The organism is Streptomyces lacrimifluminis (assembly GCF_014646095.1).
Taxonomy (GTDB): Bacteria; Actinomycetota; Actinomycetes; order Streptomycetales; family Streptomycetaceae; genus Streptomyces; species Streptomyces lacrimifluminis.
On sequence record NZ_BMMU01000015.1, the window covers coordinates 156,517 to 182,281 of the forward strand.

Genomic DNA, 25,765 nt, shown 5'->3' on the forward strand with positions numbered 1-25,765 from the left:
CCTGTTCCGGATGACACAGACACCGCAGTGCCTATGGTGGGTGGCATGGATGCGAAGGACGTTCTCATCGACGCGTACGGCCGGATCCAGGAAGAGGTCCACGCGGCCGTGGACGGCCTGTCACCGGACGGCCTCAACACCCGGCCCACCCCTGACGCCAACTCCATCTCCTGGCTGGTCTGGCATCTCACCCGGGTCCAGGACGACCATGTCGCCGGGGCGGCCGGGTTCGAGCAGGTCTGGCTGAGCGAGGGCTGGGAGAAGCGGTTCGGGCTGGGGCTCGAGGCCCGCGACATCGGCTACGGCCACAGCGCACGGCAGGTCGCCGGGGTGCGGGTGGAGTCGGGCGACCTGCTGCTCGGTTACTACGACGCGGTGCACGCGCAGAGCCTCACGTTCCTGCGCGGCCTGACCGCGAGCGACTTCGAGCGTGTCGTCGACGAGCACTGGGACCCGCCGGTCACCCTCGGCGTACGGCTGGTCAGTGTCCTGGCCGACGATCTGCAGCACGCCGGCCAGGCCGCCTATCTGCGGGGACTGCTTCAGAGCGCCGAGGCGTAACCCGGCAGGACGACGTCCTCGATGAGGGCGCCCCGCTCGTCGAACGGGATGAACGCGCTCTTGACCGCGTTCACGGTGACCGTGCGCAGGTCCTCGACCGTCCAGTCGGCCTCCTCGACCAGCAGGGACATCTCGCGGGTCATCGTCGTGCCGGAGACCAGGCGGTTGTCGGTGTTGAGGGTGACGCGGAAGCCAAGGTCGCGCAGGGCGGTGATGGGGTGCTCGGCGATCGACGTGGCGGCACCCGTCTGGAGATTGGAGGTCGGGCACATCTCCAGGGCGATGCGGCGGTCGCGCACCCAGCCCGCGAGGTGGCCGAGCTTGCCGTCCACGATGTCGTCGGTGATGCGGACGCCGTGGCCGATGCGCTGGGCGCCGCATACCTGGAGTGCCTGGTGGATGCTGGGCAGACCGTGCGCCTCGCCGGCGTGGATGGTGAACGGCACGCTCTCGCTGCGCAGGTGTTCGAAGGCGGCGAGGTGCTCGGCGGGCGGGAAGCCGTCCTCGGCGCCGGCGATGTCGAAGCCGACGACTCCGGCGTCCCGGAACGCCACGGCCAGGTCGGCGGCCTCACGGACCCGGTCGAACATGCGCATCCCGCACAGCAGCGTCCCGACCCGCACCGGGGTGCCCGCGGCGGCGGCCTTCGCCATGCCCGCCGCGAGGCCCTCCTGGACGGTCTCGACGACCTCGGAGAGGGTCAGGCCGGCGTTCACGTTCAGTTCGGGGGCGTAGCGCACCTCGGCGTAGACGACGCCGTCCTCCGCGAGGTCGAGGACGTACTCCTCGGCGGTGCGCAGCAGTCCCTCGCGGGTCTGCATCACGGCGAGGGTGTGCTCGAAGGTGGCTATGTAGCGCACCAGGTCACCGGAGTTGGCGGCCTCGTAGTACCAGGCGGCCAGCTCGTCCGGGTCGGTGGTGGGCAGGGTGTGGCCGACCTCGGCGGCGAGCTCGACCAGGGTGGCGGGGCGCAGGCCTCCGTCGAGGTGGTCGTGCAGCACGGCCTTGGGGAGGCGGCGGAGGGTGGCGGTGTCGACGGGGGACGCGGTCATGTGCGATGTTCCTCGGCAGGTGGTGGAGCGGTGGTATGGGTCAGTCGGTGGCGGGCTGGAGAAGGTCCCAGCGGTTGCCGTACAGGTCCTGGAAGACGGCCACCGAGCCGTACGGCTCATGGCGCGGCTCCTCCAGGAAGGTCACGCCGGCGGCGCTCATCCGGGCGTGGTCGCGGGCGAAGTCGTCGGTGTGCAGGAAGAAGCCGACACGTCCGCCGGTCTGGTCGCCGATCCGGGCGCGCTGTCCTTCGTCCTTGGCCCGGGCGAGCACCATGCCGGTGCCGGTTTCTCCGGTGCCCGGCTCGACGACGACCCAGCGGGAGCCGTCGGGGCGCGGGGTGTCCTCGACGAGCCGGAAGCCGAGGGCGTCGGTGTAGAAGCGGATCGCCTCGTCGTAGTCGTCGACGACGAGGGCGACCAGGGCGATGCGGCTCATGGGCACTCCTCGGCCTGTCGGGGTGGCGGCGCGTCGGCCTGTCCGGCCGATCTGCGCGTCACACGCGGTTGACGGGTGAGGTTATACGTAACACCCCGGGTGTGTCACCTCCGTGTCCGCACGTGTGATCTCCTCCGCATCCGCGGCTCCCGGGAACGATCGCCCACGCGTGATCGTCGAGCAGGTGTGAACCGTGAGCATGCCGTGGCGAAGGCCGGGTCCCCCGCGCTGGGGAGCCTGGTCGCCCTTGTGCTGCTGGCGCTGCTCGCCGTCGCGGTCGTGGCACGGGGCGGCGGCACTCTCTTCGGCGACCGGGATCTCCTGGAGTGGTCGCTGGCCCACCGCCCCGACCCGGCCGTCACTCTCGCCCGCGTGGTGACCCACACCGGCACGGGCTTCGTTCCGTACGTGCTGGTCGCCCTGGCCGGCTTCCTGCTCGGCCGGACCCCTCGGCAGCGGATCCAGGCAGCCGCCGCCTGTCTCGTGTGTCTGGTCGCCGCCCAGGCGGTGCGGTTCTCGGTGATGGCGCTGCTGTCCCGGCCCCGGCCGGCCACTGTGCACTGGGCGACGGACGCCGGCCACTGGTCGTTCCCCTCGGGCCACACCACCACGTCGGCCGTCACCGCCGGACTCCTCGTCCTGGCCGTCTGGACCCGGGCGCCGCGTGGCCGGCATCTGATCGCCGCCGCGGTCGGCTGCTGGGCCGTGCTGGTCGGGCTGACCAGGGTCTATCTGGGTGTCCACTGGTTCTCGGACGTCGTCGGCGGCTGGTTGTTCGCCCTGTGGTGGCTGGGCCTTGTGGCGTACGGGGTGACGCGCTTCGCACCGGACGCGTGGGCGGAGGTGCTGCGCGGCGAGGAGACGGTGCGGCCCAGGTCGCTGCTGTTGCCCGGCATACCCGGGCCGGGATCAGAGGTCCGATTCATCCGTGGCAAGGTGGGGATCGCGTCGGAGTCCGACTGCGGCGCACCCCCACCGAGCGCTGCCCTTCCAGGAGTTGAGTGTCATGTCCGAGCTGCCGAAGCCGACCGGATCCCCCTCCCACCAGAACGTGACGTTTCCCAGCGCTGACACCACCGCGCACGGCTATCTGGCGCTGCCGCCGTCCGGCAGTGGGCCCGCCGTCATCGTCATCCAGGAGTGGTGGGGACTGACGGACCACATCGCCCACGTCACCGACCGGCTCGCGCGGGAGGGCTTCGTCGCCCTCGCCCCCGACCTCTACGGCGGCAATGTGGCGCACGAGAGCGAGGAGGCGCTGCGCATGATGCAGGCCCTGCCGGTACCGAAGGGCGTCGAGCTGCTCTCCGGCGCGGTCGACTACCTGCTGGCCCGGCCGGAGGTCACCTCACAGACGGTCGGCTCGGTCGGCTTCTGCATGGGCGGCGGCTTCGTGCTCTACCAGGCAGCGGCCGACCCCCGCGTGAGCGCCGCCGTGCCGTTCTACGGCGTGATCCAGGGCGAACTGCCCGACTTCTCCGGCCTCAAGGCGGAGGTGCTGGGCCACTACGGCGAACTCGACGCGAGCATCCCGGTGGAGAGCCTGGACCCGCTGCGCGAGGCCATAAAGGAACAGTCCGGTATAACCCCGGACCTGCGCGTCTACCCGGCCAACCATGCCTTCTTCAACGACTCCCGCCCGGTGTACGACGCCGAGTCGGCGGCCCGCGCGTGGGAGAGCACGGTGCCGTTCCTCAAGGAGCAGGTGCGCTGAACGCCGGCGCGCTGAGCATGGGTGGCTGACGCGCGGGAGGGCGGGCCGGGAGTGGTTTTCCCCGGGCCCGCCCTGACCGTTTTGGTCTTGTACGTCAATTCGGTTCCGGTCCCCTGCGTCAGCCGCTCGCACCCGCGAGCCACGCCGTGGCGTTGAGGGCGAGGGACGCGCTGGTGGCACCGGTGTTGACCGAGTGGCCGGATGGAGTCCTTTACGGATACACGTAGGTGTTCAGCGTGGCCACCGCCGAGGCGGGATTGCCGAGGTCGTAGCGGTCCACGGCGAGGAAGTTGGGCTTCTTGCGGGCCGCCGGCTGACAGAACCGCTGGGCCCGGTCGGCGAGTTTGGTGTTGTCGTTCGTCGCCGTGGAGGCGATCGCCACGTCCCGGAAGTGGTTCATGACGTAGAGGGGTTTGAAGGCGCCTTCGGTGCGGGTCAGCGGGGTGTTGGAATCGGCGCCGTACCAGCGGCTGTAGCAGGACCAGTCGGAGGAGCCGATGCCGCCACCCATGGACCAGTGGTTCTCCACGGTCCACTCGCGCTGGTACATCACGCCGAAGGTGTCCCGGGTGAGTCCGGCGGTCTGGTCGGCGGAGCGGCTGTGGTCGGTGAAGATCAGCAGCCGGTCGTTGGCGGCGACCAGATCGGCGATCTTCGGCCAGCCGTTCTGGCGTACTCCGGTCCGGTCGGGCCGGTAGAGGACGTCCGACAGGCCGCTGACGCGGGCGAGTTCGCCGCGCAGGACGCTCGGGTCGACGTAGTCCTCCAGGAAGACGGTGACGACCTGGGTGGGGTTCTGCTTGAGGAAGTCGACCATCCGCTGGAGGTCGACCCAGAGGGCGACCGGGCTGCCGACGAGGGTGCAGCTGTTGTGGCAGAGGATCGCGCCGTCGGGGGTCTGGTGGATGTCCAGCATGAACCCCCGCACTCCATCGGTGAGTTGCTGATTGATGCCTCGCGACTGATTCGGGACGAAGTTCACGAAGGGCGGGGCGAAGCCGCCGTCGACGCCGTTGGCGTAGGCGTTGTGGGCGGTGAGGAACGTGACCTGGTCCAGGGTCCGCTGGTCGGCGGACGGCATCGGGGCGACGGTGGGGGCGACCGGGGTGAGGTACCAGGCGGCCAGGCCGCCCGAGCCCCCGATGGCCAGCTGGTCGGGGTAGTTGGCGCCGGACGGCTTGGCGGCGACCGTCAGGTAGCGGGTGGTTCCCGGGGCCTTGAGGGTGTACTGGTCGGTGCCGGAGGGGGTGATCTCCCAGGCCGCGTCGGCACTCGTACAGGCGACGGTCCTGGCCTGGTCTCCCAAGCGGCCGAGACAGGATTGCGCGGTGTCGGTGCTCTCCAGGAGGTACGAGGTGCCGTTCGCGCGCAGCGTCCACTGCTGACGGTCCTCGTTGCCCTTGGGTCTGTGCTGTTCGACGGCTCCGGCGTCGTCGGCGGCGTTGAGTCCGGTGGTGGCGCTCTGGACGTAGTAGGCGCCGGCGGCTGGAACGGGAGCAGCGACAGCGGGTGGTGCGGGGGCGGCAACTGCCGTCGCCAGTGCGGCTGTTGCGGTGAGCAGTGCGGTGCGGGGGGTTGGCATCTACGGGGGCCCTTCATGAACTCGACGCTCGACGACTCGGTCAGCAGGGGCATGACATCACGAAGCGCGGCACGAAGTCAGCACACCCGGCACACCCGCATCTCAACCATCAGCGCCCACCCGCCACTTCGTCTCACCTTGGATGGGTTCCGGCGCCGCCGAGGCTGCGGGCGGCGTTCGAACAACCTCCCTCCCCCCCCCTCCGCCGCATCGACACCGCGGAACACCCCCTCGATCTCGACCGGCTCGACCCAACGACGTTCCCGAAGCAGCTTCTTGGCCATGGCAACGCCCAACGGGCCGTACCGTGGGCTTCGTTCGGCAAGTGCTGGCGCCCGGCTCACCCACGGCATACCAATGCCCGCCGGGCAGGCGGGCGTTGGTCTGTTCTGAAGGCACGGGTGTGGTGTCGGACCGGTGTCAGTCGTTCCCGGCGAGCGGTTCGAACCCGGCGACGATCACCATGGTGGTGTCGGCCGCCGCGTGCCGCAGGGGCTTGGCCTTCTCGTACTCGGCGGATTCGTACCAGGCGCGAGCCGCCTCCACCGACTCGAACTCGAGGACGACGGTCCGGTCACCCTGCCAGTCGCCCTCCAACTGCTGCGGCCCGTCGTCGATGGCCAGGATCGACCCGCCGCTCGCGGCCAGCGTCGCCCCGGCGACGCGGGCGTAGGCCTCCAGGCCCACGGGGTCCTTGATGATCTCGGTGACGATGACGTATCCCTTGAGCATTCAGTCGTCCTCTCGATTCACTGTGCGAACAGGCCTCAGCTCGGCACGATGGCCCGCTCGGGGAAACCGCCTCCGGCGGTGCGCACCGCGTTTTCGTGCTCGGCGGGAGTCTCGGCCGCCAGCACCTCGGCGTACCCGGCATCGACGATCCGCCACGCCATGGGCCACCCTGACTCCGGATCCCGGCCGAACTCCACCCGCGTCAGCCGGTCTCCTGCCCTGCCACTCCGGTGACCGTCGGCTCTTCCGTCTTCGCGGCCCGTTCAGGACGCTCGGGCCGCCAGAATGTCGCCAGCAGACCCACCGTCGCCACCACGGCCACCCCGAGCGCGATACCGCCCCCGGCCCAGCCGGTGACCTCGATGCCGGCAGCGTGGTCCACGGAGACCTTGCCGGGCCCCAGCACCCCGAGCGCCAGGGAGATCGCAGCCAGCATCAGGACGTACTCGTAGCCGTCCTTGAACACGAAGAACCCGTGGGGCCGGTGGGCGAGGAGCCCCGCGACCAGCATCACCGAGACGACCGCCGCGCACGCCAGCGGGGTGAACAGGCCGAGGACCAACAGCGCGCCCGCGCCCACCTCGGTGACCACGCTCATCCACGCCTGCAGCCTCCCGTGCCGCAGCCCGAGCCCGCCGAACCAGCGGGCCGTGCCCTCGATCTTTCCGCCGCCCCGCCAGTGGTTGAGCCCATGCGCGATCATGATGATGCCCAGGACCACTCTGACGACCAGCACCGCGACTGCTTCCGCGTTCGTCAACACGCTCTCCCCTGCTGCCGTTCGGCGACTTCCGCCACCGCTGCCGCTACTGCTCCCTCGCGTGCGAGCACACACTCCTCAACGGAGGACAGCACCTTGAGGTGATAGGCCATAGACGTCAAGCCAATGCTCAAGTTGTTTCCGCCGCCCGCCTGTTCGCGGACGGCCACCCGGGACAGCGCGATGACCGGCAAGGTGATGCCGGCGAGGGTGGACGGTCCGGAGTTCCACACCCGCTCGTCCTGGCCGAGGGTGTAGTGGACGGAGACGCGGATCAGGGGGCGAGCTGCGAGAACGTGTCGATCCAGCTCCGGGCCACGACACCCCAGTAGCTGGTCAGGCGGTGCCGGCCGCCCACGCCGGAGGTCCAGAAGAAGCGCTCTCCTCCGCGGTCTCCGGCGCGGCCCGCCTCGACATGTCGGGTGTCTCGTCGGTCATTTGGTGATCTGCACCTACGCCCGGCGATCCGTCACCGGCTCGGCGAGCCGGGGCCTGAGGCAGGTGGTCGCCGGGAGATGGCGCATGCCCTGGATGGTGGCGATGGTCCCGTAGCTGCCAACCCCGGTGCCCAGCGCCCCCTGTTCAGCGCCTTCGCGCCGCATCTGCTGGTCAAGCGCCAGGTTCAGGCGGGCAGCGTTCACGCGGACAAGCCGCGCAGGCCGGCGGCGCTCCACATACGGACCGTGACGTTCTCGGCTCGGGCCGACGACGTCCCCTCCGACAGCCACGCCCACCCGGTGACCGCCGACGCGGTGTGGCAGTGCTGCCTCGGTGACATCTCGGGCGCCCGAGCCACACCACGCACACCTGACACAGATCGCCCGCACTACGGAGAACGTCGTTCTCGGCAGCACGGGCGATCGGCGTCCCGGCCCGACGGGTTCTCAGCTCAGCGGCTTCGCCAGCACCGCCTTGCGGTGGCTGAACGTCTCGATCGAGTAGCGGCCGTGGTAGCTGCCCATCCCGCTCTCCCCCACCCCTCCGAACGGCAGGTCGGACACGGTGAGATGGGCGAGCGGCAGGCCGTAGCCCACAGCCCCGGAGGACGTCTCGGCGGCGATCCGCTCCCGCGTCGTGCCGGACTCGGTGAACACGTACAGCGCGAGCGGCTTGTCGCGGTCGTTGATGAAGCCGATCGCGTCGTCCAGTCCGGGCACCGTGACGATCGGCAGGATCGGGCCGAAGATCTCCTCCTGCATCACGGGCGAAGCGGGGTCGACGTCGGCGAGGACGGTCGGCGCGATGTACTTCGTCGTACGGTCCTTGACGCCGCCGGTGACAACCCGGCCCGAGTCGAGCAGGCCGCCGAGCCGGTCGAAGTGACGCTCGTTGACGATCCGGCCGAACTCGGTGGAGGCGGCCGGGTCCACGCCGAACAGGTTCTCGACGGCCTTGGCCAGCGCGGGCTCCAGCGCGGCGGCGGTCCCCGGGTCGGTGAGGACGTAGTCGGGGGCGACACAGGTCTGGCCGGCGTTGAGGAACTTGCCCCGGACCAGCCGGTCGGCGACGACGTCCACATCGACGCCTGAGTCCACGAACGCCGGGGACTTGCCGCCGAGTTCGAGGGCGACCGGGGTGAGGTGCTCGGCGGCGGCGCGCATCACGATACGGCCGACGGTGCCGTTGCCGGTGTAGAAGATGTGGTCGAAGCGCTCGGCCAGCAGGGCCGTGGTCTCCGGGACACCGCCCTCGACTACGGCGACCGCGTCCGTGTCCAGGTACTGCGGCAGCAGCCGGGCCACGATCTCCGAGGTGGCGGGGGCCAGTTCGCTCGGCTTGACCACGACCGCGTTGCCGGCGGCCAGCGCGCCGACGACCGGGGTCAGCAGAAGCTGGACCGGATAGTTCCAGGGGGCGATGACCAGGACGACGCCCAACGGGTCGTACTGCGTCCAGGCCGTGGCGTCGGCGCCCAGGCGCTCGGGGACCGGTGCGGCCTCGGGGCGCAGCCAGCCGTCGAGATGGTCGAGGGTGTGGTCGATCTCCCGGATCGTGAAGTCGATCTCCGTGCGGTAGGCCTCGGTCGAGCTCTTGCCGAGGTCCGAGTGGAGCGCGGCGGCCACGTCCTTGCCGTGCTCCGTGAGCAGTTCACGCAGCCGGCCGAGTTGGCCCTTGCGCCACTCGACCGGCTTGGTGCGGCCCGTACGGAAGGTGACGCGCAGGCGCGCCACGATGTCGGCGGGCTGCTCGGGGGGCGTGGGGTGGTTCACGTTGCCTCGCTCACGGTGATCTCATGCGGTGGTCTCGGGCCCGAAAGGCCGGCTCGATGTCCTCGACTCCCATGCCAACCTTCCAGGCGGCAAAATATATTCCCCATACACGCAGATGACCGTGAGCAACTCTCTATCGCCATGTGTGCCGGGATCGGGGCCGCCACCCCTCGAGGAACTCCTTGTTCTCGGCATAGGTGGTACTTCATCGCCCTCCTGGGCATCACGGCCCTGCCCCCTCTCCTACACGAAGGGAACACCTCCGCGGAGGCACAACCCAGCACGACACCGGGAGAATCTTCTCCATGACCGCCATCGCGCACCCGCTCGTCACCGTCGCCCGCCGGCTCGCCGCCGACGTCCTGGCCCCACAGGCCGGCCGGGTCGACCAGGAAGGCGTGCCCGCGAGCAGCATCAAGGCCATCAAACAGTCGGGGCTGCTCGGGGTGAGCGCGCCGAAGGAGTACGGAGGTGCGGGCGCGCCCGCCTCGGTGGCCAGGGAGGTCGCCGAGGTCCTGGCCGGGGCCTGCTGCTCGACCTGGTTCGTGCAGACCCAGCACCACACGCCCGTGAAACTGCTGACGGAGTCTCAGTTTCCGGTCAGGGAACGTCTGTTGGGTCCGCTCTCGACGGGCGCTCTGATGTCCGGGATCGCGTACGCACACCTGCGTTCCTTCCCTCACGTCCCGGTGCGGGTCGGTTACGAGCGCGGTGGCTGGCGCTTCGACGGAACGGTCCCCTGGTACACGGGTTGGGGGCTGAACGACGTCATGCTGCTCGCGGGACTGTCCGACACGGACGAGGTGGTGTTCGCCTTCGCCGACGCCCGTGAACAGTCGGGGCTGCGCGCCTCGCCGCCCATGCGCCTGGCGGCACTCACTGCCGCCCGGACCGTCTCCCTGGAGCTCAAGGGCTTGCGCCTGCCGGAGGAGGCGGTGGTCCTGCGCACCCCGCGCGAGAAGTTCGCCCTCGTCGACCTGCCCCGGGCCGCCAACACGAGTCCGGCCGTGTTCGGGGTGGCGTACGCGGCCCTCGCTCTCCTCGCCGCCCACCCGGACGCCACGGCGACCGCGCGCTCGCTGCGTACCCGCCTCGACGCCGTGCGCCGCAACGCGTACGCCCTCACGGACCACCGACGACCGCAGGAACACATCGCCGACCGGCTGGCGCTCAAGACCCGTGCGTACGACCTGATGCGTTCCGCGACGACCGCGGCGATCGTCGCCGGCGGCGGCCGGTCCCTCGACCTCAACAGTCCCGCCCAACGCCTGGCCCGCGAGGGGCTGTTCCTCCTGGTTCAGGGCCAGACGTCCGACGTGCGCGGCGCACACCTGGGGTCCCTCTCCTCGCCCTAGCCTCTTGGGGCCTGCCCCGATTGCCACGTCGCCGTGAGGGAGCCGAGAAGCGACAGGGACTGCGCACTCGTCGAGCCCGGGACCGCGTGGTGGACCACCAGTTCCTGGCCCGGGGCGCCTTTCACGCCGAACACGTGCACCCGCAGTTCGAGGAGGCCGACTTCGGGGTGTGCGAACCGCTTCGGCTGGAGACGTTTGCCCCGGGCGTTGTTCTGCTCCCACATCGTCACGAACTCGGGGCTCTTCACGCGGAGTTCGTCGACGATCGCACGGAATCTGCGGCTGCCCGGTGTGAGCCCGTCCGCGAGGCGGACCCCTGCCACCGTGCTCTCGGCCACGGCGTGCCAGTCCGGGTAGAAGGTGCGCGCCCCCGGGTCGAGGAAGAGCGAGCGCGTCAGGTTCCCGGAGAACGGGAATCCGAGGAAGAGCGCCTCCGCGAGGCGGTTGCTCGCCAGGACGTCGTACGCCCGGCCGAGCACGAGCGCCGGGCTGTCGGGCCAGGAGTGGAGGAGTTCGAGCAACGAGACGTCGGCCTCCTCCACGGGCGCCGCCTCCGGTCGCGGGCTGATCCCGGCCAGCCGGTACAGGTGCTGGCGGCCGTCGTGGTCCAGGCGCAGGACTTCGCCGAGCGAATCGAGTACCCGGGGAGACGGGTCGACCTCCCGCCCCTGTTCGAGACGCCCGTAGTAGTCGACGCTGACGCCGGTGAGCATGGCCACCTCCTCGCGCCGCAGGCCGACGACCCGGCGCCGTCCGTGGACGGGAAGACCGAGCGCCTCCGGGGTGAGCTGCGAACGCCTGCTGCGCACATAGTCGCCGGGCGCTGATGGGGCCATGCGCCCAAGGCTGGGCGCGGCCGATCCGCGTATCCAGGGTGTGCCGCACCCAGGTGGACGGCGCCCCTCCTCACCGTCCGAAGGCGGCCGAGTCTGGGGCCAGGACCACAAGCACTTCAGCGTTCCCCGAATCCACCGCCTCCTCCCGGGTGGTCCTCGTGACCGGTGCCGGCAGCGGCATCGGTGCGGCCACCGCCCTCCGGCTCGCCGCCGAAGGCCACCGGATCGTCGTCGGCGCACGACGGACGGACCGCCTGGAGGCACTGACCGCCCGCATCCGTGCGGAGGGCGGCCGGGCAGGCCATCGTCGGCTCGACGTGACCGGTGCCGACGACGTGCGCGCGGCCGTCGACGACACCGTCGCCGAGTACGGACGGATCGACGCGTTCGTGAACAACGCCGGCGTGATGCCGCTGTCCAGGCTCGACGCGCAGCAACGGGTCGTCGGCGGCGGTCTCGGCGCCGCTCTCGAACCAGGGCCGGCTCTTGGTCCGGACGAACTCCGCGGCCTCGGCGAGCGCGCCTCAGGCGATGCCCACGTCGATCGCCGTGTGCAGCAACTGGGCCAGCGCACCGTGGAGTTGCGGCCCATGGAAGGTGAGGTGGTGCGGAAGGACGCGGTCGGCCGGGACGAGGACCGCGTCGAGCCGGACGGTGCCGCTGGCCGTCGTACGCTGGCCCATGCCGTCCCAGTCGTCCACGACCGTGAGTCCGGGCGCGTCGTGCGGGACGTACGCCACGTGCAGATTGTCGTCCTCCGCTCGGGCGAGGACCGGGATCCAGTGGGTGAACAGGGCGCCGGTGGAGTAGTGCTTGACGCCGGTCAGCGTGAACGAGCCGTCGGGCCGCCGCTCCAGGCGGGTGCGCATGTCCTGGACGTGTTTCGTCCCCGCCTCCGACTGGGCGTTGCCGAACCGTCGCCCCGCGAGGATCTCACCGAAGAAGAACTTCCGTTGCTCGGCCGTCCCCTGACGGCGGATCACATTGGCGTACACGAAGTGGCTCTGCGGAATCTGGGCGAGACTGGCGTCGGCCGAGGCGAGCAGCCGGAAGATCTCGGCCAGGGTCTCCTGGCGTACGTCCGCTCCCCCGTACTCGGCGGGCACGGTGACCGGCGAGCAGGCCCGAGGCCGAGAGACGGTCCGACTCCGCTCGCGGGAGCCGTCGTTCGGCGTCCCGCGCGGCGGCCCCGGTGCGGAACTCGTCCGCCAGGGCCGCCGCCACGGTCAGGGCCTCCACGTCGTCGGCGACGACGTTCGCGGTCATGGGAGTCAGACCGCCGCGGCGAGGAGCGGGGAGCGGCCGAGCGCCACCGAGAACTGGTCGAGGACCTGGATGAGGGCCTCGGCGGTGGCCGGGGCGATCGCGACGGTGCCGTCCTCGTGTGTGGTGATGTCCTTGTCGAGGGTGAACCAGCCCTGGACGATGTGGGCGGCGCCCATGGAGTTGAGGACCGGCCGCAGGGCGTAGTCGATGGCCAGGACGTGGGCGGTGGTGCCGCCGGTCGCCAGCGGCAGCACGGTCTTGCCGGTGAGGGCGTACTGCGGGAGCAGGTCGAGGAGCGCCTTGAGGACACCGGAGTAGGACGCCTTGTAGACCGGGGTGCCGACGACGACACCGTCGGCGCGCGCGAACAGTTCGGTGGCCTCGACGATCGCCGGGTGCCGGAAGTCGGCCCCGAGGAGGGCCTCGGCGGGGATGGTGCGTACGTCGAGCGGGATCACCTCGTGTCCCTGGGCGGCCAGGCGGGTGTCCAGGTGGCGCAGGAGCTTTCCGGTGCGGGAGGAGACGGAGGGGCTGCCGGAGACGGACAGGATGGTGGCCATGGGTCCTCTTTCGGGAGGCTTGCCGGGTGCCGGGGAGCCTGTGCGTGGCAGGCGCCCCGGCCGAGCGGGCGGTCGGAAGTGCCGGTCGGCGGGCGATGCGGTGATCGAGGTGAACCTCGCGCAGCGCAGCCAGGCAGTGCGAACGGGAGGGGACGGGCGTCAGGCGTGGACCGGCACGGACTCGGGCTCGTTCTCCGGGAGTTGGGCTTCGAGTTCACGGACGAGGGGCAGGACCCGACGGCCGAAGTACTCGACCTCCTCGTGGTATTGCAGGAAGCCGAGGAGGAGCAGGTCGACGCCCAGTCGCTTGTAGGCGACGATCCGCTCGGCGATGTGCTCCGGGGTACCGATGAGCCCCGTGCGGAAGCCGTCGTTGTACTGGACGAGGTCCTCGAAGGTGGAGTCCTGCCACATGCCCTTGCCGTCACCGGCGGACTGTCCCGCCTGCTTGACGGCTGCGCCGAACCCCTCGACGGCCTCCCGGTCGGCGTTGGCGACGATCTCGCGGAGCGTCTCGCGGGCCCCGGCCTCGGTGTCACGGGCGATCAAAAAGCCGTTGAGGCCGAACTTCGGTGCGCGGCGCCCGACTTGGGCCGCCGATGCCCGTACGTCGTTGATCTGCTCGACGACTCCCTCGAAGTCCTTGCCGTTGGAGAAGTACCAGTCGGAGACCCGGCCCGCCATGGCGCGGGCGGCGGTGGAGTCGCCGCCCTGGAAGATCTCGGGGTGCGGGCGCTCGGGGGTGTTGAGGGGCTCGGGCTTGAGGGAGAAGTCGCGCAACCGGTAGAAGTCACCGGCGAGTTCGGTGTGGTCCTCGGTCCAGATCTGGCGGAGGTCCCGGATGAACTCCTCGGAGCGGCGGTATCCCTCGTCGTGCTCCGGCCAGGGCTCGCCGAGAGCGGTGAACTCGCCCTTGAACCAGCCGCTGACGACGTTCACGGCGAAACGGCCGTTGGACAGGTGGTCGGCGGTGGCGCCGAGTTTGGCGAGGACACCGGGGTGCCAGAAGCCGGGGTGGACGGCGGCGATGACCTTCAGGCGCTGGGTGGCCAGGAGCAGGGCGAGGCTGAAGCTGGTCGACTCGTGCTGGAACTCGGCGCCGTAGCTGGCCATGCAGCGGACCTGGCTGAGCGCGTACTCGAAGCCGTTGTTCTCGGCGAGGACGGCGAGCTCACGGTTGTAGTCGTAACCCCAGTCGGTGCGCTGCTCGATCCGGCTGGTGACGAGTCCACCACTGACGTCGGGGACCCAGTAGGCGAATTTCAAGGGCTCTGCGGACATGCGGAACTCCTGTTGCGGAATACGGTTTCGGGCACGCCGATTCCCGTCCGGAGAGAAGTCCGGAGAAATTTCAGGCGGTCACGGAAACGGAAAGGGCGCGGCGGATCGGGACGGGGATCAGGCCGCGGAGCAACAGAAAGCGCTGGAGACACGCGCGAGGTCGACGTGCCGTCGCCGCGTGAGGTCCAGTCGCATCGTCATGTCGTCGATCGTGACAGTCCCCGAAGTCGGCAGTCAAGGAAAACCCGACCGGTCTCGCATCCCGGACCACCTGATTTCACGAAGGCGTGACAGGGAAACCCTTGAACCGCTCTCTCGCACGCCCGCATTCTGCTGCGGTGCGTATGGAACAGCTCGAATACATCGCGGCGGTCACCCGGCTCGGTTCGCTGCGCCGGGCGGCGGAGGAACTCCGCCTGTCGCAGCCCGCGTTGAGTGAGACCGTGCGCGATCTGGAGCGGGAACTCGGGGTCGGCCCGCTGGAGCGGAAGCGGTCCGGCGCGACGATGAGCGCGGAGGGCCGGGAGCTGCTGCCGCACATCATCGGCGTCCTCGACGCGGTGGACCGGTTGCGGGGCGCCGCGGGTGAGCAGCACCGCATCAGCCGCATGGTGCGTGTCGACACGGTGAACGCGGCGACCGTGCCGCTGCTCATCCCCGCCGTACGGGAGTTCCGCACGACGCACGAGCTGACGCAGGTGGAGGTGGTGGACGTCCGGCAGGCGGAGATCCACCGGGGGCTCACCGAGGGCGGTTTCGACCTCGGACTGGTGAACCAGCTGGAGGGCGACGACGTCCCCGCCGGCTTCGAGAGCACCGATCTGCTGCGCGGACGGCCCGTGGTGTGTGCACGTCCGGACAGTCCCCTCGCGGCAGGGACCGGGCCGCCCGTCGTTCAGCGGACTGTCCCGGGCCGCAGCGGGCAGGAAGGAGGAGGTAGCCAGTACCTGCGAAGTGGGGCGGGAAATGACGATCTCTAGCATCATCGGCGCCATCATCATCGGCACCCTCATCGGCATCCTGGGTCGGCTCGTCATCCCGGGACGCCAGCGCATCGGAATCCTCTGGACGATCGCCGTCGGCATCGCGGCCGCGCTCATCGGATCGGCGATCGCCGCCGGATTCGACGTGTCCGACACGGATGGCGTCGACTGGGTCGAGTGGCTCATCCAGATCGGGCTCGCCGCTCTCGGTGTGGCCGCACTGGACCGGGCGAAGGCGCCGCGCCGCACACACAGCAGGCGGCGGTGACACGGCCCGGGTGAGTCCCCGGGGCCGAAGCCGCCCCCAGTGGTCAGGTCTCCGGAGCACCGAATTGCCGTTGCGGGCGGTGGCCCGCCGAAGCTAGCTTCGGCGGGCCACCGCCCGCGCTCACGCCCCGCCCGCGCGGTGCGGCCGTCGTACTGCCCTGTACGGCACCACCACCGTCACGGAGACCCGTTGCCCCCGCGCATCACCGCACTCACCGATCCCGAACCCGGCGCGTCGAGCCGGCGGCTCGCCTGGCTGGCGGCGGACTCGGGCGGTGTACCGCTCGGCTCCGCCTTCCTGCGCCTGTTCACCAGGGAGGGCCAGGAACATCTCGCCGAGCTGGAGATCTCGGTCCACCCCGGCGAGCGTCGGCAGGGGGTCGGCACCCGGCTCCTGGAGGCCGCCGTCGCCGCGGCCCGGAGCGACGGACGACGGTCGGTCGTGGCGCAGGCGGAGGAGGGCTCCCCCGGCGACCGATTCCTGGCGGACCGGGATTTTCACCGGGTGCTGACACTGACGTACGCCCGGCTGGTGCTCGCCGACGCGGACCTCGCGGAGATCACCCGGCTCGCCGAACTCCCGTACCCCGGCTACCGGTTGACGGCCTGGGAGGGTGCCGTGCCGCCCGAACTGGCGCGGAGCTACGCCGACTCGCGCCGTGCCATGGACGACATGCCCATGGAGGACACCGACTACGGCACGGTCGTGTGGGACGTCGACCGTGTCCTGGCGGCGGCCCGGGCGGTCGCGGGGCGCGGCGACCTGCTGCACACCGTGGCCGCGCTGGACACGACGGACGGTTCGGTCGTCGGCTTCTCCGAGCTGGTGGTGCCGGGCGAAGGACAGGGGGACGGACAGCACTACGGCACAGCGGTCCTGCCCGAGCACCGCGGACGCGGCCTCGGCCGCTGGATGAAGGCCGAGTCCATCCGCCGGGCCCACGCACACCACCCCGGTCTCACGGGACTTCTCACCGACACCGCGACCAGCAACGCGCCGATGCTCGGCATCAACGACGAGCTGGGGTACGTACCCACCCACAGGTCGGTGGAGTACCAGCTCGGGCTGTGAGACCTGCGCCGCCCGGCGACCCCGCCACCGGGGTCAGGACTCGTACACGTACGGCGTGGTGGTGGTGAGCGGTTCGAAGCCGAGGCGTTCCAGGACGGGCCTGCTCTGGTGGGTGGCGTCGACCTGGAGGTAGCGGTAGCCGCGCTTCACGGCGTCGTGGGCACGGTGGGCGACCAGCGCGCGATAGATGCCCCGGCCGCGCCAGCCCTCGACGGTGCCGCCGCCCCACAGCCCGGCGAAGCGGGTACCGGGTACGAGTTCCATGCGGGCCGCGCTCACCGCCTCGTCGCCGGCCAGCGCCACGACGGCGGTGACCGAGTCCGGGTCGTCGGTGAGGCGGGCGAGCAGTTGATGCCGCAACCGGGAGCTGTCGGTGCCGAAGGCCTTCTCGTGCACGTCCGCCACGAGGTCGACGCCGGCCTGGTCGGTCACCGGAACGAGGCGGATGCCCTCGGGCGGGTCGGTCTCGAAGATCAGACCGGAGACCTCGCCGATCATCAGCGTCTCCTCCGGTTCGGGCGTGAATCCCGCCGTCCGCAGCCGTTGCCCCAGGTCGACGGGGAGGTCGTGGCCGTAGAGCTTCCACTCGAACGTCCGGCCGAGGTCGCCGTAGTAACGGATCTGCTCGGCGATCGCCTCGTCGGCCCGCGCGGCGTCGAGGTCGGACCAGACGACCCCGTTCCACCCCTGGGCGTCGGCGACCTGGCGCACCACCCCGCCCACCCGTTCGATACGGGCGCCTGGCCCGTCGGGCTGCGCTCCTTCGCGCATGTCCCGGTCGTAAAGGGCGAGCACCGCTGCATGATCCATGCTGTAACAACAGCATCCCGATGCGGCAAGCGCAACGGTATTGGCGCCCGCAATGCGTCACCCTGGCATTCATTCGCATGCGCGAAACACGATTCGGTGCTGCCACAGTGCCGTCGGTACTGGTGGGCGCGGAGGGCGCGGTGCTGGCGGAGGACCACAACCGGGTGGCCTCCGGTGACCGCACACGGCATCCGGAGTTCGAGCCGGTCCGCTGGTCCGCCGCCCATCCGACTCCGGAGCAAGCGGGCGGCAGCCACCGTCTGCACCTCGGGAGAGCACTGCCCGATGTGCGCCGCCGCGCACACCTGGGTGGGCCTCGGGCGGATCGTGTCCGCACAAGTACGCCACCCGCCCCGCCGTCCCGGCCGGGGCGGACGGCTCCGCAGCCGGTGACGGCCCGGCCCGGCCCGGCCCGCGAGGCTGCCCCGGCACCGTCGGCATCCGCATGAAAATGGCGGCCGACGACGCCCGGCCGACACGTGCCCCGCATCCGAACCGCCCTGCTCCTGACGGCCGTTGTCGCGGTCACGGCCGGGATGGGCGCCGGCGTCTTCAGGGCCCGCCGCTGGCAACCGCACGGCGGTCGGGGGGCTCGGTCGCGTGCGATTCCTCGTACTCCTGGGGCGGGAATTGGTCATGGAATATCGGATCGATTGGCCTGTGCCCATGGACGAGGGTGACTGGGCGTTGCAGGAGACCAAGGGCTGGCTGGATGTGACCGTCTCGTGGGACGGCGGCAGTCAAGCCGTCGAGGTGTACGACCCGGTTCGCCTTGAGCAGTCAACAGCCATTGAACTCGACCAGTCCGGGTACTTCGCGGCCAGGTGCCTGCTGGTGTTCCCCAGTGTGACGCCCGATCTGACCGAGAACCTGGGCCAAAGCTGGAGTCCGGCGAGCTCGGGGCGCACGCGCTGGGCCTCGTCCTTGGCGCCGAGCACGACGGCATGCCCCGCCGTCACCAGCACGACATCGGCGGTGAACAGCGCTGTTCATCCACGGCTGGCGGACATCACTCGTGCACAGCCAATGGTTAGGAAGGCCGAGGCGACGAGGCCGACGACCCAGGCGTCGCACTGCTCCAAACCATGCGAGGTACGGCAGGACAGCAGCGGCTTGCGCCGCCCGACCTGATTGACGCGCGTCTCCAGCTCTCCCAGGTGACGTCGTACGAGGCCTCCGCCCGAACCCGGCCGGCCAACGTGAGGCCGGCGGAGGAGGTCCTGGATGTGTTCTGTTCGGTTCAGTGGGGGGGTGCGACCCCGTCCGATCCTGGATCCGGAGGGGACCCGCGACCACCCGACGCCGCAGTCCGCACGCGGCGGCGCCCGCCGGGAGGCGAGGCCCTTCGGGCCCGCTTATCGTGTTCGAGGGCGCCGTCCCGGTCCGCAGCCGGGCCCGCCCCTGGAGGCATTCATGCGGTCCGCGTACCGACGCCGGGCGCTCGCCTCGGCCGCGGCCCTCGCCCTGCTGGGGACGGGTGCGCCGACGGTGGCCGCGGCGGACGACGAGCCCGGCCTGTCCCGCTTCTACCACCAGAAGATCACGTGGTCGGCCTGCGCCGATGAGATGGCGATGGACGACGTGACCACGGACGACATCCAGTGCGGCAAGGTCACCGTCCCGCTCGACTACGCGAGACCCGGCGGCGACACCCTCGACCTGGCGATGGCCCGCTACCGGGCGACCGGGAGGTCCCGGGGTTCCGTGCTGCTGAACTTCGGCGGGCCCGGCGGCGCGGGCGTCAGTCAACTCGCCTATGACGGCAAGGACTTCATGGGCCTGACGAACGGCTACGACGTCGTCACCTTCGACCCGCGCGGTGTGGGCAGATCCTCCCCCGTCAGCTGCGGCGAGGGCACTGACGCGGACGCCGATGTGACCGGCGGCGAGGCCGGGGACGATCCGCGCGCCGTTCTCGAACAACTGCGCAGGGCGGCCCAGGCCTGTGTGCGGCACTCCGGGCCCGTCCTGCGCCACATCGGTACCGTCCATGCTTCCCGCGACCTCGACGTGATGCGGCAGGCTCTCGGCGACAAGAAGCTCAACTACCTCGGATTCTCGTACGGGACCCGCCTCGGCGCGGTCTACGCGGCCCAGTTCCCCAAGAAGGTTGGCCGGTTCGTCCTGGACGGCGTCGACACCCTCACCGAATCACTCGCCGAGCAGGGTCTCGCTGGCGCCGCCGGACAGCAGACCGCGCTGGACGGCTTCCTCGACTGGTGCGTGACGGACATCGCCTGCCCGTTCGGGCAGGACGCCCGCACCGCCCGTCGGCGGGTCGTCGACCTGGTCGAGTCGCTCGACCAGGACCCGGTGCCGACCGGCTACGGTGACCGGTTCTCCGGCCAGGACCTGGTGGGCGCCATCGGCCAGGGGCTCTACAGCAAGCGGATGTGGCCGCCCCTGGAGCGGGCCCTCGCCTCGCTGGTCGAGGACGGGGACGCACGAGGAGTGATGGGGTTCGGCGGCGGGGGCGCCGTCGTCCCCGCCCTGCCGAGGCAGAACCCCGTACGGCAGAGCCCCTCTCCGGACTCCGACGGCGGGCTCGTCGACGAGGTGGAGGTGCCGATCGACAACCTCCCCGCCGCGCTGATGGCGATCAACTGCGCGGACGATCCCGACCGACCCACCGCGGCCCGGATCACCAAGGATTTCGCCGCCCTGCGCGCCACGTACGAGAAGGCCTCCCCGGTGTTCGGCCGCTACCGCCTCGCCGAGGTACTGACGTGTTACGGCCGCCCCAGGGGCACGGACTTCATCCGCACGCGGGTGCGGGACGTCGACACGCCGAAGATGCTCCTGGTGGGCACACGCGGCGACCCGGCAACGCCGTACCGCTGGACCACGGAGACGGCCGAGCGGCTGGGCTCGTCGGCGATCGTCCTGGACAACAAGGGCGAGGGCCACACCGGGTACGCGTCCTCGAAGTGCGTGCACCGGACGGTCGATGCGTTCCTTCTCTACGGCTCCCTCCCAGCCGACGGCAGCTCCTGCGGCGCGGACGACACCGGCTGACGGCCGCAGCGGGTAGCGGGCAGAACCTGCATGCGCTCCCCCGCGCCCGCCCACCCCGACTACTCCGAATGCCTGACGTCCGAATCAGTCCTAAGGTGCTCATATGGAGCATGCCCTCAGTCCCGCCACGCTCACCGAACTGCGGCGCCCGCGTCCCTACCCCGCGGTCTCCGTACTGACGCCGACGCACCGCCGCGAACCCGACAACGCGCAGGATCCGGTCCGGCTGCGCAACGCGGTGGCCGAGGCCAAGAGACGGCTGGAGGCCGATCCGGCCGTCACCCGCGAGCGGCGCGTCGACGTCGCCGGCCAGCTCGACCGGGCCCTCGCCGAGGTGGACCTCGCGCACGCCGCGGATGGACTGGTGATCTTCGCGGCGCCCGGGGAGCATCAGGTGTGGTCCCTGGCCCGGCCGGTGCCCGAGCGGGTGGTGCTCTCCGACACCTTCCTGACCCGCAACCTGGTCTCCGCACAGGCTGCCGAACAGGCGTTCTGGGTACTGGCGGTCGCCGCCGACCGTGTCTCACTGTGGGACGGGCACACCGACCGGGTCGTCGAGGAGAACTCCGGCGGATTTCCGCTGAGCCGGAGCCTGGAGGACCCGGACGCCGAGCGTCAGGAGCGCGTCGGTGATCTGCCCAGTACCTTCCGGGACGAACACACGCGGCGGTTCCTGCGTGACGCGGATCTGGCGATGGGCGGCGTACTGCGCTCGCACCCGCGTCCGCTGTACGTGACCGGCGAACCGGCGGACCTGGCCGCTCTCGCCGAGGTCGGTGCCGCTGTCAGGGGCGCGACGCACGTCCCGCACGGCGGCCTCGGGCACGCCCGCGCCGAGACGGTGTGGCAGGCCGTCCGCCCCCTGGTCACGGACCGGCAGCGGGCGCAGGCCGACGCGGTCCGCAGGGACCTCGAAACCGCCCGTGGCCGAAGGGAGTTCGCCGCCGGTGTGGACGAGGTGTGGCAGAGCGCCACCGAGGGACGCATCCGGCTGCTCGCCGTCGAGGAGAACTACCGAGTGACGGTACGGGACGACGGCGGAGACCATCTCGTGCCCGCCGGGAGCGGTGACCTCGACGCCCGCGAGGACATCGTGGACGAGATCGTGGAACGGTGCCTGAGCACCGGGGCGGAGGTCCGCTTCGTACCGGACGGGACGCTCGCCGAGGCGACGGGGATCGCCGGCGTGCTGCGCTACTGACCGCTGCGGGGCCGATGCCCGCACCCCCGGTCCCCGGACACCGCTGTCGCCGCCCTCACTGCTCCCTGCCCTCGCTCCCCGCCGAAGGTGCGCCGAGGAGGTCGGAGAGGCCGCGGTCGACGGCGTCACCGAGGTCCTCTCTGCCGGCCGCCACGACGGCGAACGTACGGAGCAGGAATCGGCGCAGGGCCGGTGTGCCGAACTGGAGCAGGGCCAGGCCGTGCGGCGAGTGGAGTTCCAGGACCGTGCGCGTGGGGCCGCACGGCCAGATGTGGACGTCGCCGCACCCGGCGGGCCGCCGCACTCCTTCCTCAAGCAGGCTCCGGGCGAAGGTCCAGCTCACCCCCTCGCCGTCCAGGGCGACCTCGGCGGGGAAGTCGATGTGCACGGCCAGCGGATCCGTCGAGGCGTAACGGAGCGTGGCATCGACGGGGAGCTCCTGCTCCTCCGAAGTGATCAGGCGTGCACGCGCGGGCTGTTCGAGGGTGACATCCATGGCGGTCTCCGCTCCGGTTCGGGCCGACGATGAGGAGGTCGACGCGTTGTGCCGACGTGGTGTTACGACCCCGAAATGGCCTCTCCGATTACGCGGATTCCGCAGCTATTAATGTGAGCTGCATCACTAACCCGCATGGTTTTCCGCAGGGATCAAGAACCGCTGGGCGATTCGGGGGCAACCTGACGATGCGCCCCGACAACACATCGCCACGCATCGCACAAAAGGCCGTCGAACACGCGCGTGAATGAGTTGGCGCTCAGCTCCATCGCTCCGCCAAATCACGTACCCCGCCTACGACTTGGCGCGCCGGGCGCGTACCGTTTCCGCACCAGGAAAACCGTCCAAGAAGACTGTGACATATGCCAGAAGCACCACCGTCCCGTGTGTTGCCAAATCCCTTACAGGGCGTCGCAGGCTGTGCAACAGTCGTAACCGGTCCTTCCGTCAGCCTTGGTCGAACCGTCCCTTCATCGGAGTGCGTCATGCCGCCCCATCTCTCCGCGGACCGCCCAGCCGCCCAGCCGCCCGCGCGCGGCTCGGTCGACGCGCTCATCACGCAGACCCGACAGCTCAAAGGTGACGTGGACGCCGTACGACGGGACGCACCCGCTGACGGATCGGACCCGCGGGGACGCTGGCAGCGAGCTCTGTACGACCTGGCACTGCATCAACTCAGCGATCTCGACGAACACCTGGCCCAGTTGCGGGACGGCCCGCAGCCCCTGCCCGAGGCTCCCGTCGTCGCCGAGGCAGAACCCGGAGTCCGAGCGGTGCCGACCGCTCCCCGGCGCGACTCGCTCCTCAGCCGGGTCGGCAGCGCGGAGTGGAATCTCCTTACGGACGAGGCCAGTTGGTCCGGCGAGCTGTTCCAGATCCTCGGCCGGGATCCCGCCGCGGATCCGCTCACCCTCGACGAGTTGCCCTCCCTGGTCCTCGACGAGGACCGGCCGAGGCTCACCGCGATGGTCACGGACTGTCTCATCGACGCCAAGCCCATCGACGGTGAGTTCCGCATCCTGCGGCCCGACGGCGGCGTACGGACCGTGCACATGATGGGCGAGCCCGTGCTCGACGCGGACGGCAGCACCGCCTCGATGTGGGCCGTGCTGCGGGACGTCAGCGAACTGCGCCGCAGCCAGCGGACGGTGAGCGAGACCCGTGACTCGTTCCAGCGTCACCGGCACCACGCGCAGTCCGAACGCCGGCTCGCGGTCGAGCTGCAGGAGGCCGTGCTGCCACCCTGGCGCGGCTCATTGCGGCTCCCGCACCAGGGCCCGCAGGCTCTGGACCTGGCCGCCCGCTATCTCCCCTCCTCGACGAGCGCGCTGATCGGCGGTGACTGGTACGACGCGCTCGAACTGTCCGACGGCGACACCCTGTTGAGCGTCGGCGACCTCACCGGCCACGGGGTGACCGTGACCTCGGGCATGGCGATGCTGCTGGGCGCGCTGCGCGGCATGGCCGTCGCGGGCACCCAGCCGGGTCAACTCATGACCTGGCTCAACCAGTTACTCGACGCGTCCGTGCAGCCGGCCCTGGGCAGCGCGGTCTGCTGCCGCTACCGGCCCGGGTCCCGCACCCTCACCTGGGCCCAGGCAGGCCACCCCGCCCCGCTACTGTTCCGCGACGGGACGGGACAAATACTGAACCCACCGGACGGCGTTCTGCTCGGCGCGACCTCGCGCGCTGTCTACGGGCAGGCCGAGGTGACCCTCGAACCCGGCGATGTGCTCCTCCTGCACACCGACGGACTGGTACCCGGACACCGGGAGGACACCGCCGCCGCGCACCGCCTGCTCGAACTGGCCCCGCGCTTCGGCGAGGCACGGACCGCGCAGGAATGTGTACGGGCGGTGGTGGAGGAGTGCGGCGAGTCCGAGCGCGAGGACGACGCCTGCGTACTCATCGCCAGGGTGACCCCGTAAAGGTGGTCGAGGAAGGCCCCCCGGTAACGGTCAAGGGGGAACGGTCGAGGCCCCCTGGCAGTCAGGGTGAGGCCCCGCAGGCGCGGCCTATACCCGCGCGTTGTTGCCGCCCCTTCCCCTCACCTGCTTCGGCAGCGACAGCTTGATCTCCTCGCGAAGCTCGTCGACCTTCGGATAGCTGGAGTACTCGGCGGTGAGCCGGTACATCTCGCGCAACCGGTCCCAGGTGCGGTGGGACGAGTTCGAGCCCATCGACACCAGGGCCAACCGCGCGTATCCGGCGGCCTGGTCGGGGTCGTCCGCGATGAAGCAGGCGGAGGCCATGGACAGGAAGTCGAAGATCTTCGACCGCTGGCGGCCGTCGACCCTCAGTTCCAGGGCCTTCTCCGCGTAGTACTGGGCCTGCACCGCCGCGGCCGGTTCGTGCTCGGCCAGGGTGCGGTAGGCCAGCGCCTGCATGCCGTACAGGTCCTCCGCCTTGAACATCTGCATCCAGCTCGGCGGCGGCACGTCACCCTTGTCGGAGACGAAGAGGTCCTCCGCCTGTCCGAGAGTGCGGCGCATCGCCTGACCGCGCCCCATCGACGCCTGCGCCCAGGCCTCGACGGTGTACAGCATGGCCTTGGTGCGCGGCAGGGTCTCCTCGCCCGAGCCGGAGTTGGCGAGCTTCATGAGGTCGAGCGCGTCGTCGGGCCGGCCGAGGTGCACCATCTGGCGAGCCGCCCGGGAGAGCGCCTCCCCGGCGCGCGGCCGGTCGCCACCTTCCCGGGCCGCGTGGGCGGCGATCACGAAGTACTTCTGGGCCGTGGGTTCCAGGCCCACGTCGTGCGACATCCAGCCGGCGAGGACGGCGAGGTTGGCGGCGACGCCCCACAGGCGCTGCTGGATGGGGTCGGGGTGCCGGTAGGCGAGCATGCCGCCCACCTCGTTGAGCTGGCCCACCACCGCCTTGCGCTGGAGCCCGCCGCCGCGGGCCGCGTCCCACTTCCGGAACACCTCGACCGCGGTTTCCAGTTCCTCGATCTCCTGCCACCCGATGGGGGCGGCCTCGTACCGGTCGAAACCGGCGGGATCGGCGTGCAGGGGGTTGTCGAGGTCGGGAGCGTCGGCGGAGAGAGTCGGGTCGGTGTGCAGCCAGTCGTGCATGGCACTGCTGAGTGCGGAGCCTGCGGTGAGCGCGACGCCCGCACCCACCAAGCCGCGTCGGTTGAGCATGAGGTCCATTCCCGTGAATTCGGTGAGGACCGCGGCAGTCCGTCCGGGCGCCCACGGCACACCGTCGGGAGCTTCCGCACTCCCGGCGCCCGGCCGTTTCCCCACACGCCCGTGCCGGACCAGACCTAAGTCCTCTATGGTCACGACACGGCCGAGACGCTCGGTGAACAGGGCAGCCAGTACGCGTGGCACCGGATCGCGCGGGATCTCTCCCGTGTCGATCCACCGCCGCACCCGCGAGGTGTCGGTCGCCAGCTGGGGGTGGCCCATGGCCGCCGCCTGCCGGTTGACCAGCCGCGCGAGTTCGCCCTTGGACCAGCCGGCCAGGCCGAACAGGTCCGTCAGACGAGTGTTGGGTTGTCCGCTCACGTCAAGCCCCCAGGTTCTCGGCTGAGTTGACAGTAACCGTCTGTCAGTTGCTGAGCGACTATTC

The 25,765-nt window shown here is 70.6% G+C and carries 26 protein-coding genes and 4 pseudogenes; 13 read left to right on the forward strand and 17 right to left on the reverse strand.

Annotated features, from left to right (window positions below):
• Window positions 1-45 precede the first annotated feature (45 nt).
• Window positions 46-561 (forward strand): mycothiol transferase, encoded by a 516-nt coding sequence (locus IEY89_RS22760; protein ID WP_189149322.1) that lies wholly within the window; start codon window positions 46-48, stop codon window positions 559-561.
• Here IEY89_RS22760 and IEY89_RS22765 read toward each other — a convergent pair.
• Together IEY89_RS22765 and IEY89_RS22770 are read right to left on the reverse strand one after the other, a co-directional pair.
• Entirely contained in the window at window positions 543-1,613 is a 1,071-nt protein-coding gene (locus tag IEY89_RS22765) for an adenosine deaminase (RefSeq protein WP_189149323.1), read from the reverse strand. The two genes, IEY89_RS22760 and IEY89_RS22765, sit on opposite strands and share 19 nt — an antisense overlap.
• Window positions 1,614-1,653: 40 nt before the next feature.
• Complete coding sequence (locus tag IEY89_RS22770) at window positions 1,654-2,049, reverse strand: VOC family protein (RefSeq protein WP_189149324.1); 396 nt, start codon at window positions 2,047-2,049, stop codon at window positions 1,654-1,656.
• A 186-nt stretch (window positions 2,050-2,235) separates the two neighbouring features.
• On the opposite strand from IEY89_RS22770, the gene IEY89_RS22775 reads away from it, so the two are divergent.
• Together IEY89_RS22775 and IEY89_RS22780 are read left to right on the forward strand one after the other, a co-directional pair.
• Window positions 2,236-3,120: a phosphatase PAP2 family protein gene (locus IEY89_RS22775; protein ID WP_189149325.1), complete on the forward strand. Its 885-nt coding sequence runs from the start codon at window positions 2,236-2,238 to the stop codon at window positions 3,118-3,120.
• Window positions 3,056-3,763, forward strand: coding sequence for a dienelactone hydrolase family protein (locus IEY89_RS22780; protein WP_189149326.1), 708 nt, complete (start codon window positions 3,056-3,058; stop codon window positions 3,761-3,763). Before IEY89_RS22775 ends, IEY89_RS22780 begins: the two co-directional genes overlap by 65 nt.
• 211 nt (window positions 3,764-3,974) lie before the next feature.
• On the opposite strand, the gene IEY89_RS22785 is transcribed toward IEY89_RS22780, so the two are convergent.
• The 7 genes from IEY89_RS22785 to IEY89_RS22810 form a co-directional block, all read right to left on the reverse strand.
• Entirely contained in the window at window positions 3,975-5,345 is a 1,371-nt protein-coding gene (locus tag IEY89_RS22785) for a PI-PLC domain-containing protein (RefSeq protein ID WP_189149327.1), read from the reverse strand.
• Between the two features lie 420 nt (window positions 5,346-5,765).
• On the reverse strand, window positions 5,766-6,077 hold the full coding sequence (locus IEY89_RS22790) for a DUF1330 domain-containing protein (protein ID WP_189149328.1): 312 nt from the start codon (window positions 6,075-6,077) through the stop codon (window positions 5,766-5,768).
• Between the two features lie 35 nt (window positions 6,078-6,112).
• Entirely contained in the window at window positions 6,113-6,238 is a 126-nt protein-coding gene (locus tag IEY89_RS41525; protein WP_268240753.1) for a hypothetical protein, read from the reverse strand.
• Between the two features lie 41 nt (window positions 6,239-6,279).
• Complete coding sequence (locus tag IEY89_RS22795; protein WP_229695371.1) at window positions 6,280-6,840, reverse strand: DoxX family protein; 561 nt, start codon at window positions 6,838-6,840, stop codon at window positions 6,280-6,282.
• Window positions 6,841-7,289: 449 nt separating this feature from the next.
• Window positions 7,290-7,478: a hypothetical protein gene (locus IEY89_RS22800; RefSeq protein ID WP_189149329.1), complete on the reverse strand. Its 189-nt coding sequence runs from the start codon at window positions 7,476-7,478 to the stop codon at window positions 7,290-7,292.
• Window positions 7,475-7,633: a hypothetical protein gene (locus IEY89_RS22805; protein WP_189149330.1), complete on the reverse strand. Its 159-nt coding sequence runs from the start codon at window positions 7,631-7,633 to the stop codon at window positions 7,475-7,477. Before IEY89_RS22805 ends, IEY89_RS22800 begins: the two co-directional genes overlap by 4 nt.
• 88 nt (window positions 7,634-7,721) lie before the next feature.
• The gene (locus IEY89_RS22810; protein WP_189149331.1) at window positions 7,722-9,047 is read right to left on the reverse strand and encodes an aldehyde dehydrogenase family protein; all 1,326 of its coding nucleotides are present in this window, start codon (window positions 9,045-9,047) and stop codon (window positions 7,722-7,724) included.
• 305 nt (window positions 9,048-9,352) lie between these two features.
• On the opposite strand from IEY89_RS22810, the gene IEY89_RS22815 reads away from it, so the two are divergent.
• Complete coding sequence (locus IEY89_RS22815; protein ID WP_189149332.1) at window positions 9,353-10,402, forward strand: acyl-CoA dehydrogenase family protein; 1,050 nt, start codon at window positions 9,353-9,355, stop codon at window positions 10,400-10,402.
• Here the strand turns inward: IEY89_RS22815 and IEY89_RS22820 are convergent.
• Window positions 10,399-11,238, reverse strand: coding sequence for a helix-turn-helix transcriptional regulator (locus IEY89_RS22820; RefSeq protein WP_189149333.1), 840 nt, complete (start codon window positions 11,236-11,238; stop codon window positions 10,399-10,401). The genes IEY89_RS22815 and IEY89_RS22820 overlap by 4 nt on opposite strands.
• 149 nt (window positions 11,239-11,387) lie before the next feature.
• On the opposite strand from IEY89_RS22820, the pseudogene IEY89_RS40840 reads away from it, so the two are divergent.
• Window positions 11,388-11,669 (forward strand): annotated as a pseudogene (locus IEY89_RS40840) (SDR family oxidoreductase); the annotation flags it as partial.
• On the opposite strand, the pseudogene IEY89_RS22830 reads toward IEY89_RS40840, so the two are convergent.
• From IEY89_RS22830 to IEY89_RS41955, 4 genes and pseudogenes are all read right to left on the reverse strand, one after another.
• Window positions 11,670-12,504 (reverse strand): annotated as a pseudogene (locus tag IEY89_RS22830) (acyl-CoA dehydrogenase family protein); the annotation flags it as partial.
• Window positions 12,505-12,509: 5 nt separating this feature from the next.
• Entirely contained in the window at window positions 12,510-13,064 is a 555-nt protein-coding gene (gene ssuE / locus IEY89_RS22835; RefSeq protein WP_189149334.1) for an NADPH-dependent FMN reductase, read from the reverse strand.
• 159 nt (window positions 13,065-13,223) lie between these two features.
• The gene (gene sfnG / locus IEY89_RS22840; protein WP_189149335.1) at window positions 13,224-14,345 is read right to left on the reverse strand and encodes a dimethylsulfone monooxygenase SfnG; all 1,122 of its coding nucleotides are present in this window, start codon (window positions 14,343-14,345) and stop codon (window positions 13,224-13,226) included.
• Window positions 14,346-14,462: 117 nt separating this feature from the next.
• On the reverse strand, window positions 14,463-14,546 hold the full coding sequence (locus tag IEY89_RS41955) for a putative leader peptide (protein WP_373287277.1): 84 nt from the start codon (window positions 14,544-14,546) through the stop codon (window positions 14,463-14,465).
• A gap of 137 nt (window positions 14,547-14,683) precedes the next feature.
• On the opposite strand from IEY89_RS41955, the pseudogene IEY89_RS22845 reads away from it, so the two are divergent.
• From IEY89_RS22845 to IEY89_RS22855, 3 genes and pseudogenes are all read left to right on the forward strand, one after another.
• Window positions 14,684-15,220 (forward strand): annotated as a pseudogene (locus tag IEY89_RS22845) (LysR family transcriptional regulator); the annotation flags it as partial.
• A gap of 91 nt (window positions 15,221-15,311) precedes the next feature.
• The gene (locus IEY89_RS22850) at window positions 15,312-15,596 is read left to right on the forward strand and encodes a GlsB/YeaQ/YmgE family stress response membrane protein (RefSeq protein WP_189149336.1); all 285 of its coding nucleotides are present in this window, start codon (window positions 15,312-15,314) and stop codon (window positions 15,594-15,596) included.
• 189 nt (window positions 15,597-15,785) lie between these two features.
• On the forward strand, window positions 15,786-16,667 hold the full coding sequence (locus tag IEY89_RS22855) for a GNAT family N-acetyltransferase (RefSeq protein ID WP_189149337.1): 882 nt from the start codon (window positions 15,786-15,788) through the stop codon (window positions 16,665-16,667).
• A gap of 33 nt (window positions 16,668-16,700) precedes the next feature.
• On the opposite strand, the gene IEY89_RS22860 is transcribed toward IEY89_RS22855, so the two are convergent.
• Window positions 16,701-17,477, reverse strand: coding sequence for a GNAT family N-acetyltransferase (locus tag IEY89_RS22860; RefSeq protein WP_189149338.1), 777 nt, complete (start codon window positions 17,475-17,477; stop codon window positions 16,701-16,703).
• Window positions 17,478-17,554: 77 nt separating this feature from the next.
• Between IEY89_RS22860 and IEY89_RS22865 the strand changes: the two are divergent.
• From IEY89_RS22865 to IEY89_RS22880, 4 genes and pseudogenes are all read left to right on the forward strand, one after another.
• Window positions 17,555-17,807: pseudogene (locus IEY89_RS22865) on the forward strand (cytidine/deoxycytidylate deaminase family protein); the annotation flags it as partial.
• Between the two features lie 336 nt (window positions 17,808-18,143).
• Window positions 18,144-18,608 (forward strand): hypothetical protein, encoded by a 465-nt coding sequence (locus tag IEY89_RS22870; RefSeq protein ID WP_189149339.1) that lies wholly within the window; start codon window positions 18,144-18,146, stop codon window positions 18,606-18,608.
• Window positions 18,609-18,890: 282 nt separating this feature from the next.
• A complete protein-coding gene (locus IEY89_RS22875) occupies window positions 18,891-20,492 on the forward strand; it encodes an alpha/beta hydrolase (RefSeq protein WP_189149340.1) in 1,602 nt (533 codons plus the stop codon).
• 103 nt (window positions 20,493-20,595) lie between these two features.
• Complete coding sequence (locus IEY89_RS22880; protein WP_189149341.1) at window positions 20,596-21,693, forward strand: baeRF3 domain-containing protein; 1,098 nt, start codon at window positions 20,596-20,598, stop codon at window positions 21,691-21,693.
• A 55-nt stretch (window positions 21,694-21,748) separates the two neighbouring features.
• On the opposite strand, the gene IEY89_RS22885 is transcribed toward IEY89_RS22880, so the two are convergent.
• Entirely contained in the window at window positions 21,749-22,189 is a 441-nt protein-coding gene (locus tag IEY89_RS22885; RefSeq protein ID WP_189149342.1) for an SsgA family sporulation/cell division regulator, read from the reverse strand.
• Window positions 22,190-22,674: 485 nt separating this feature from the next.
• Here IEY89_RS22885 and IEY89_RS22890 point away from each other — a divergent pair, with 485 nt between their 5' ends.
• Complete coding sequence (locus tag IEY89_RS22890; RefSeq protein WP_189149343.1) at window positions 22,675-24,117, forward strand: PP2C family protein-serine/threonine phosphatase; 1,443 nt, start codon at window positions 22,675-22,677, stop codon at window positions 24,115-24,117.
• A gap of 87 nt (window positions 24,118-24,204) precedes the next feature.
• On the opposite strand, the gene IEY89_RS22895 is transcribed toward IEY89_RS22890, so the two are convergent.
• Window positions 24,205-25,701, reverse strand: a complete 1,497-nt coding sequence (locus IEY89_RS22895; protein ID WP_189149344.1) for a DNA-binding protein NsdB — start codon at window positions 25,699-25,701, stop codon at window positions 24,205-24,207.
• Window positions 25,702-25,765 lie beyond the last annotated feature (64 nt).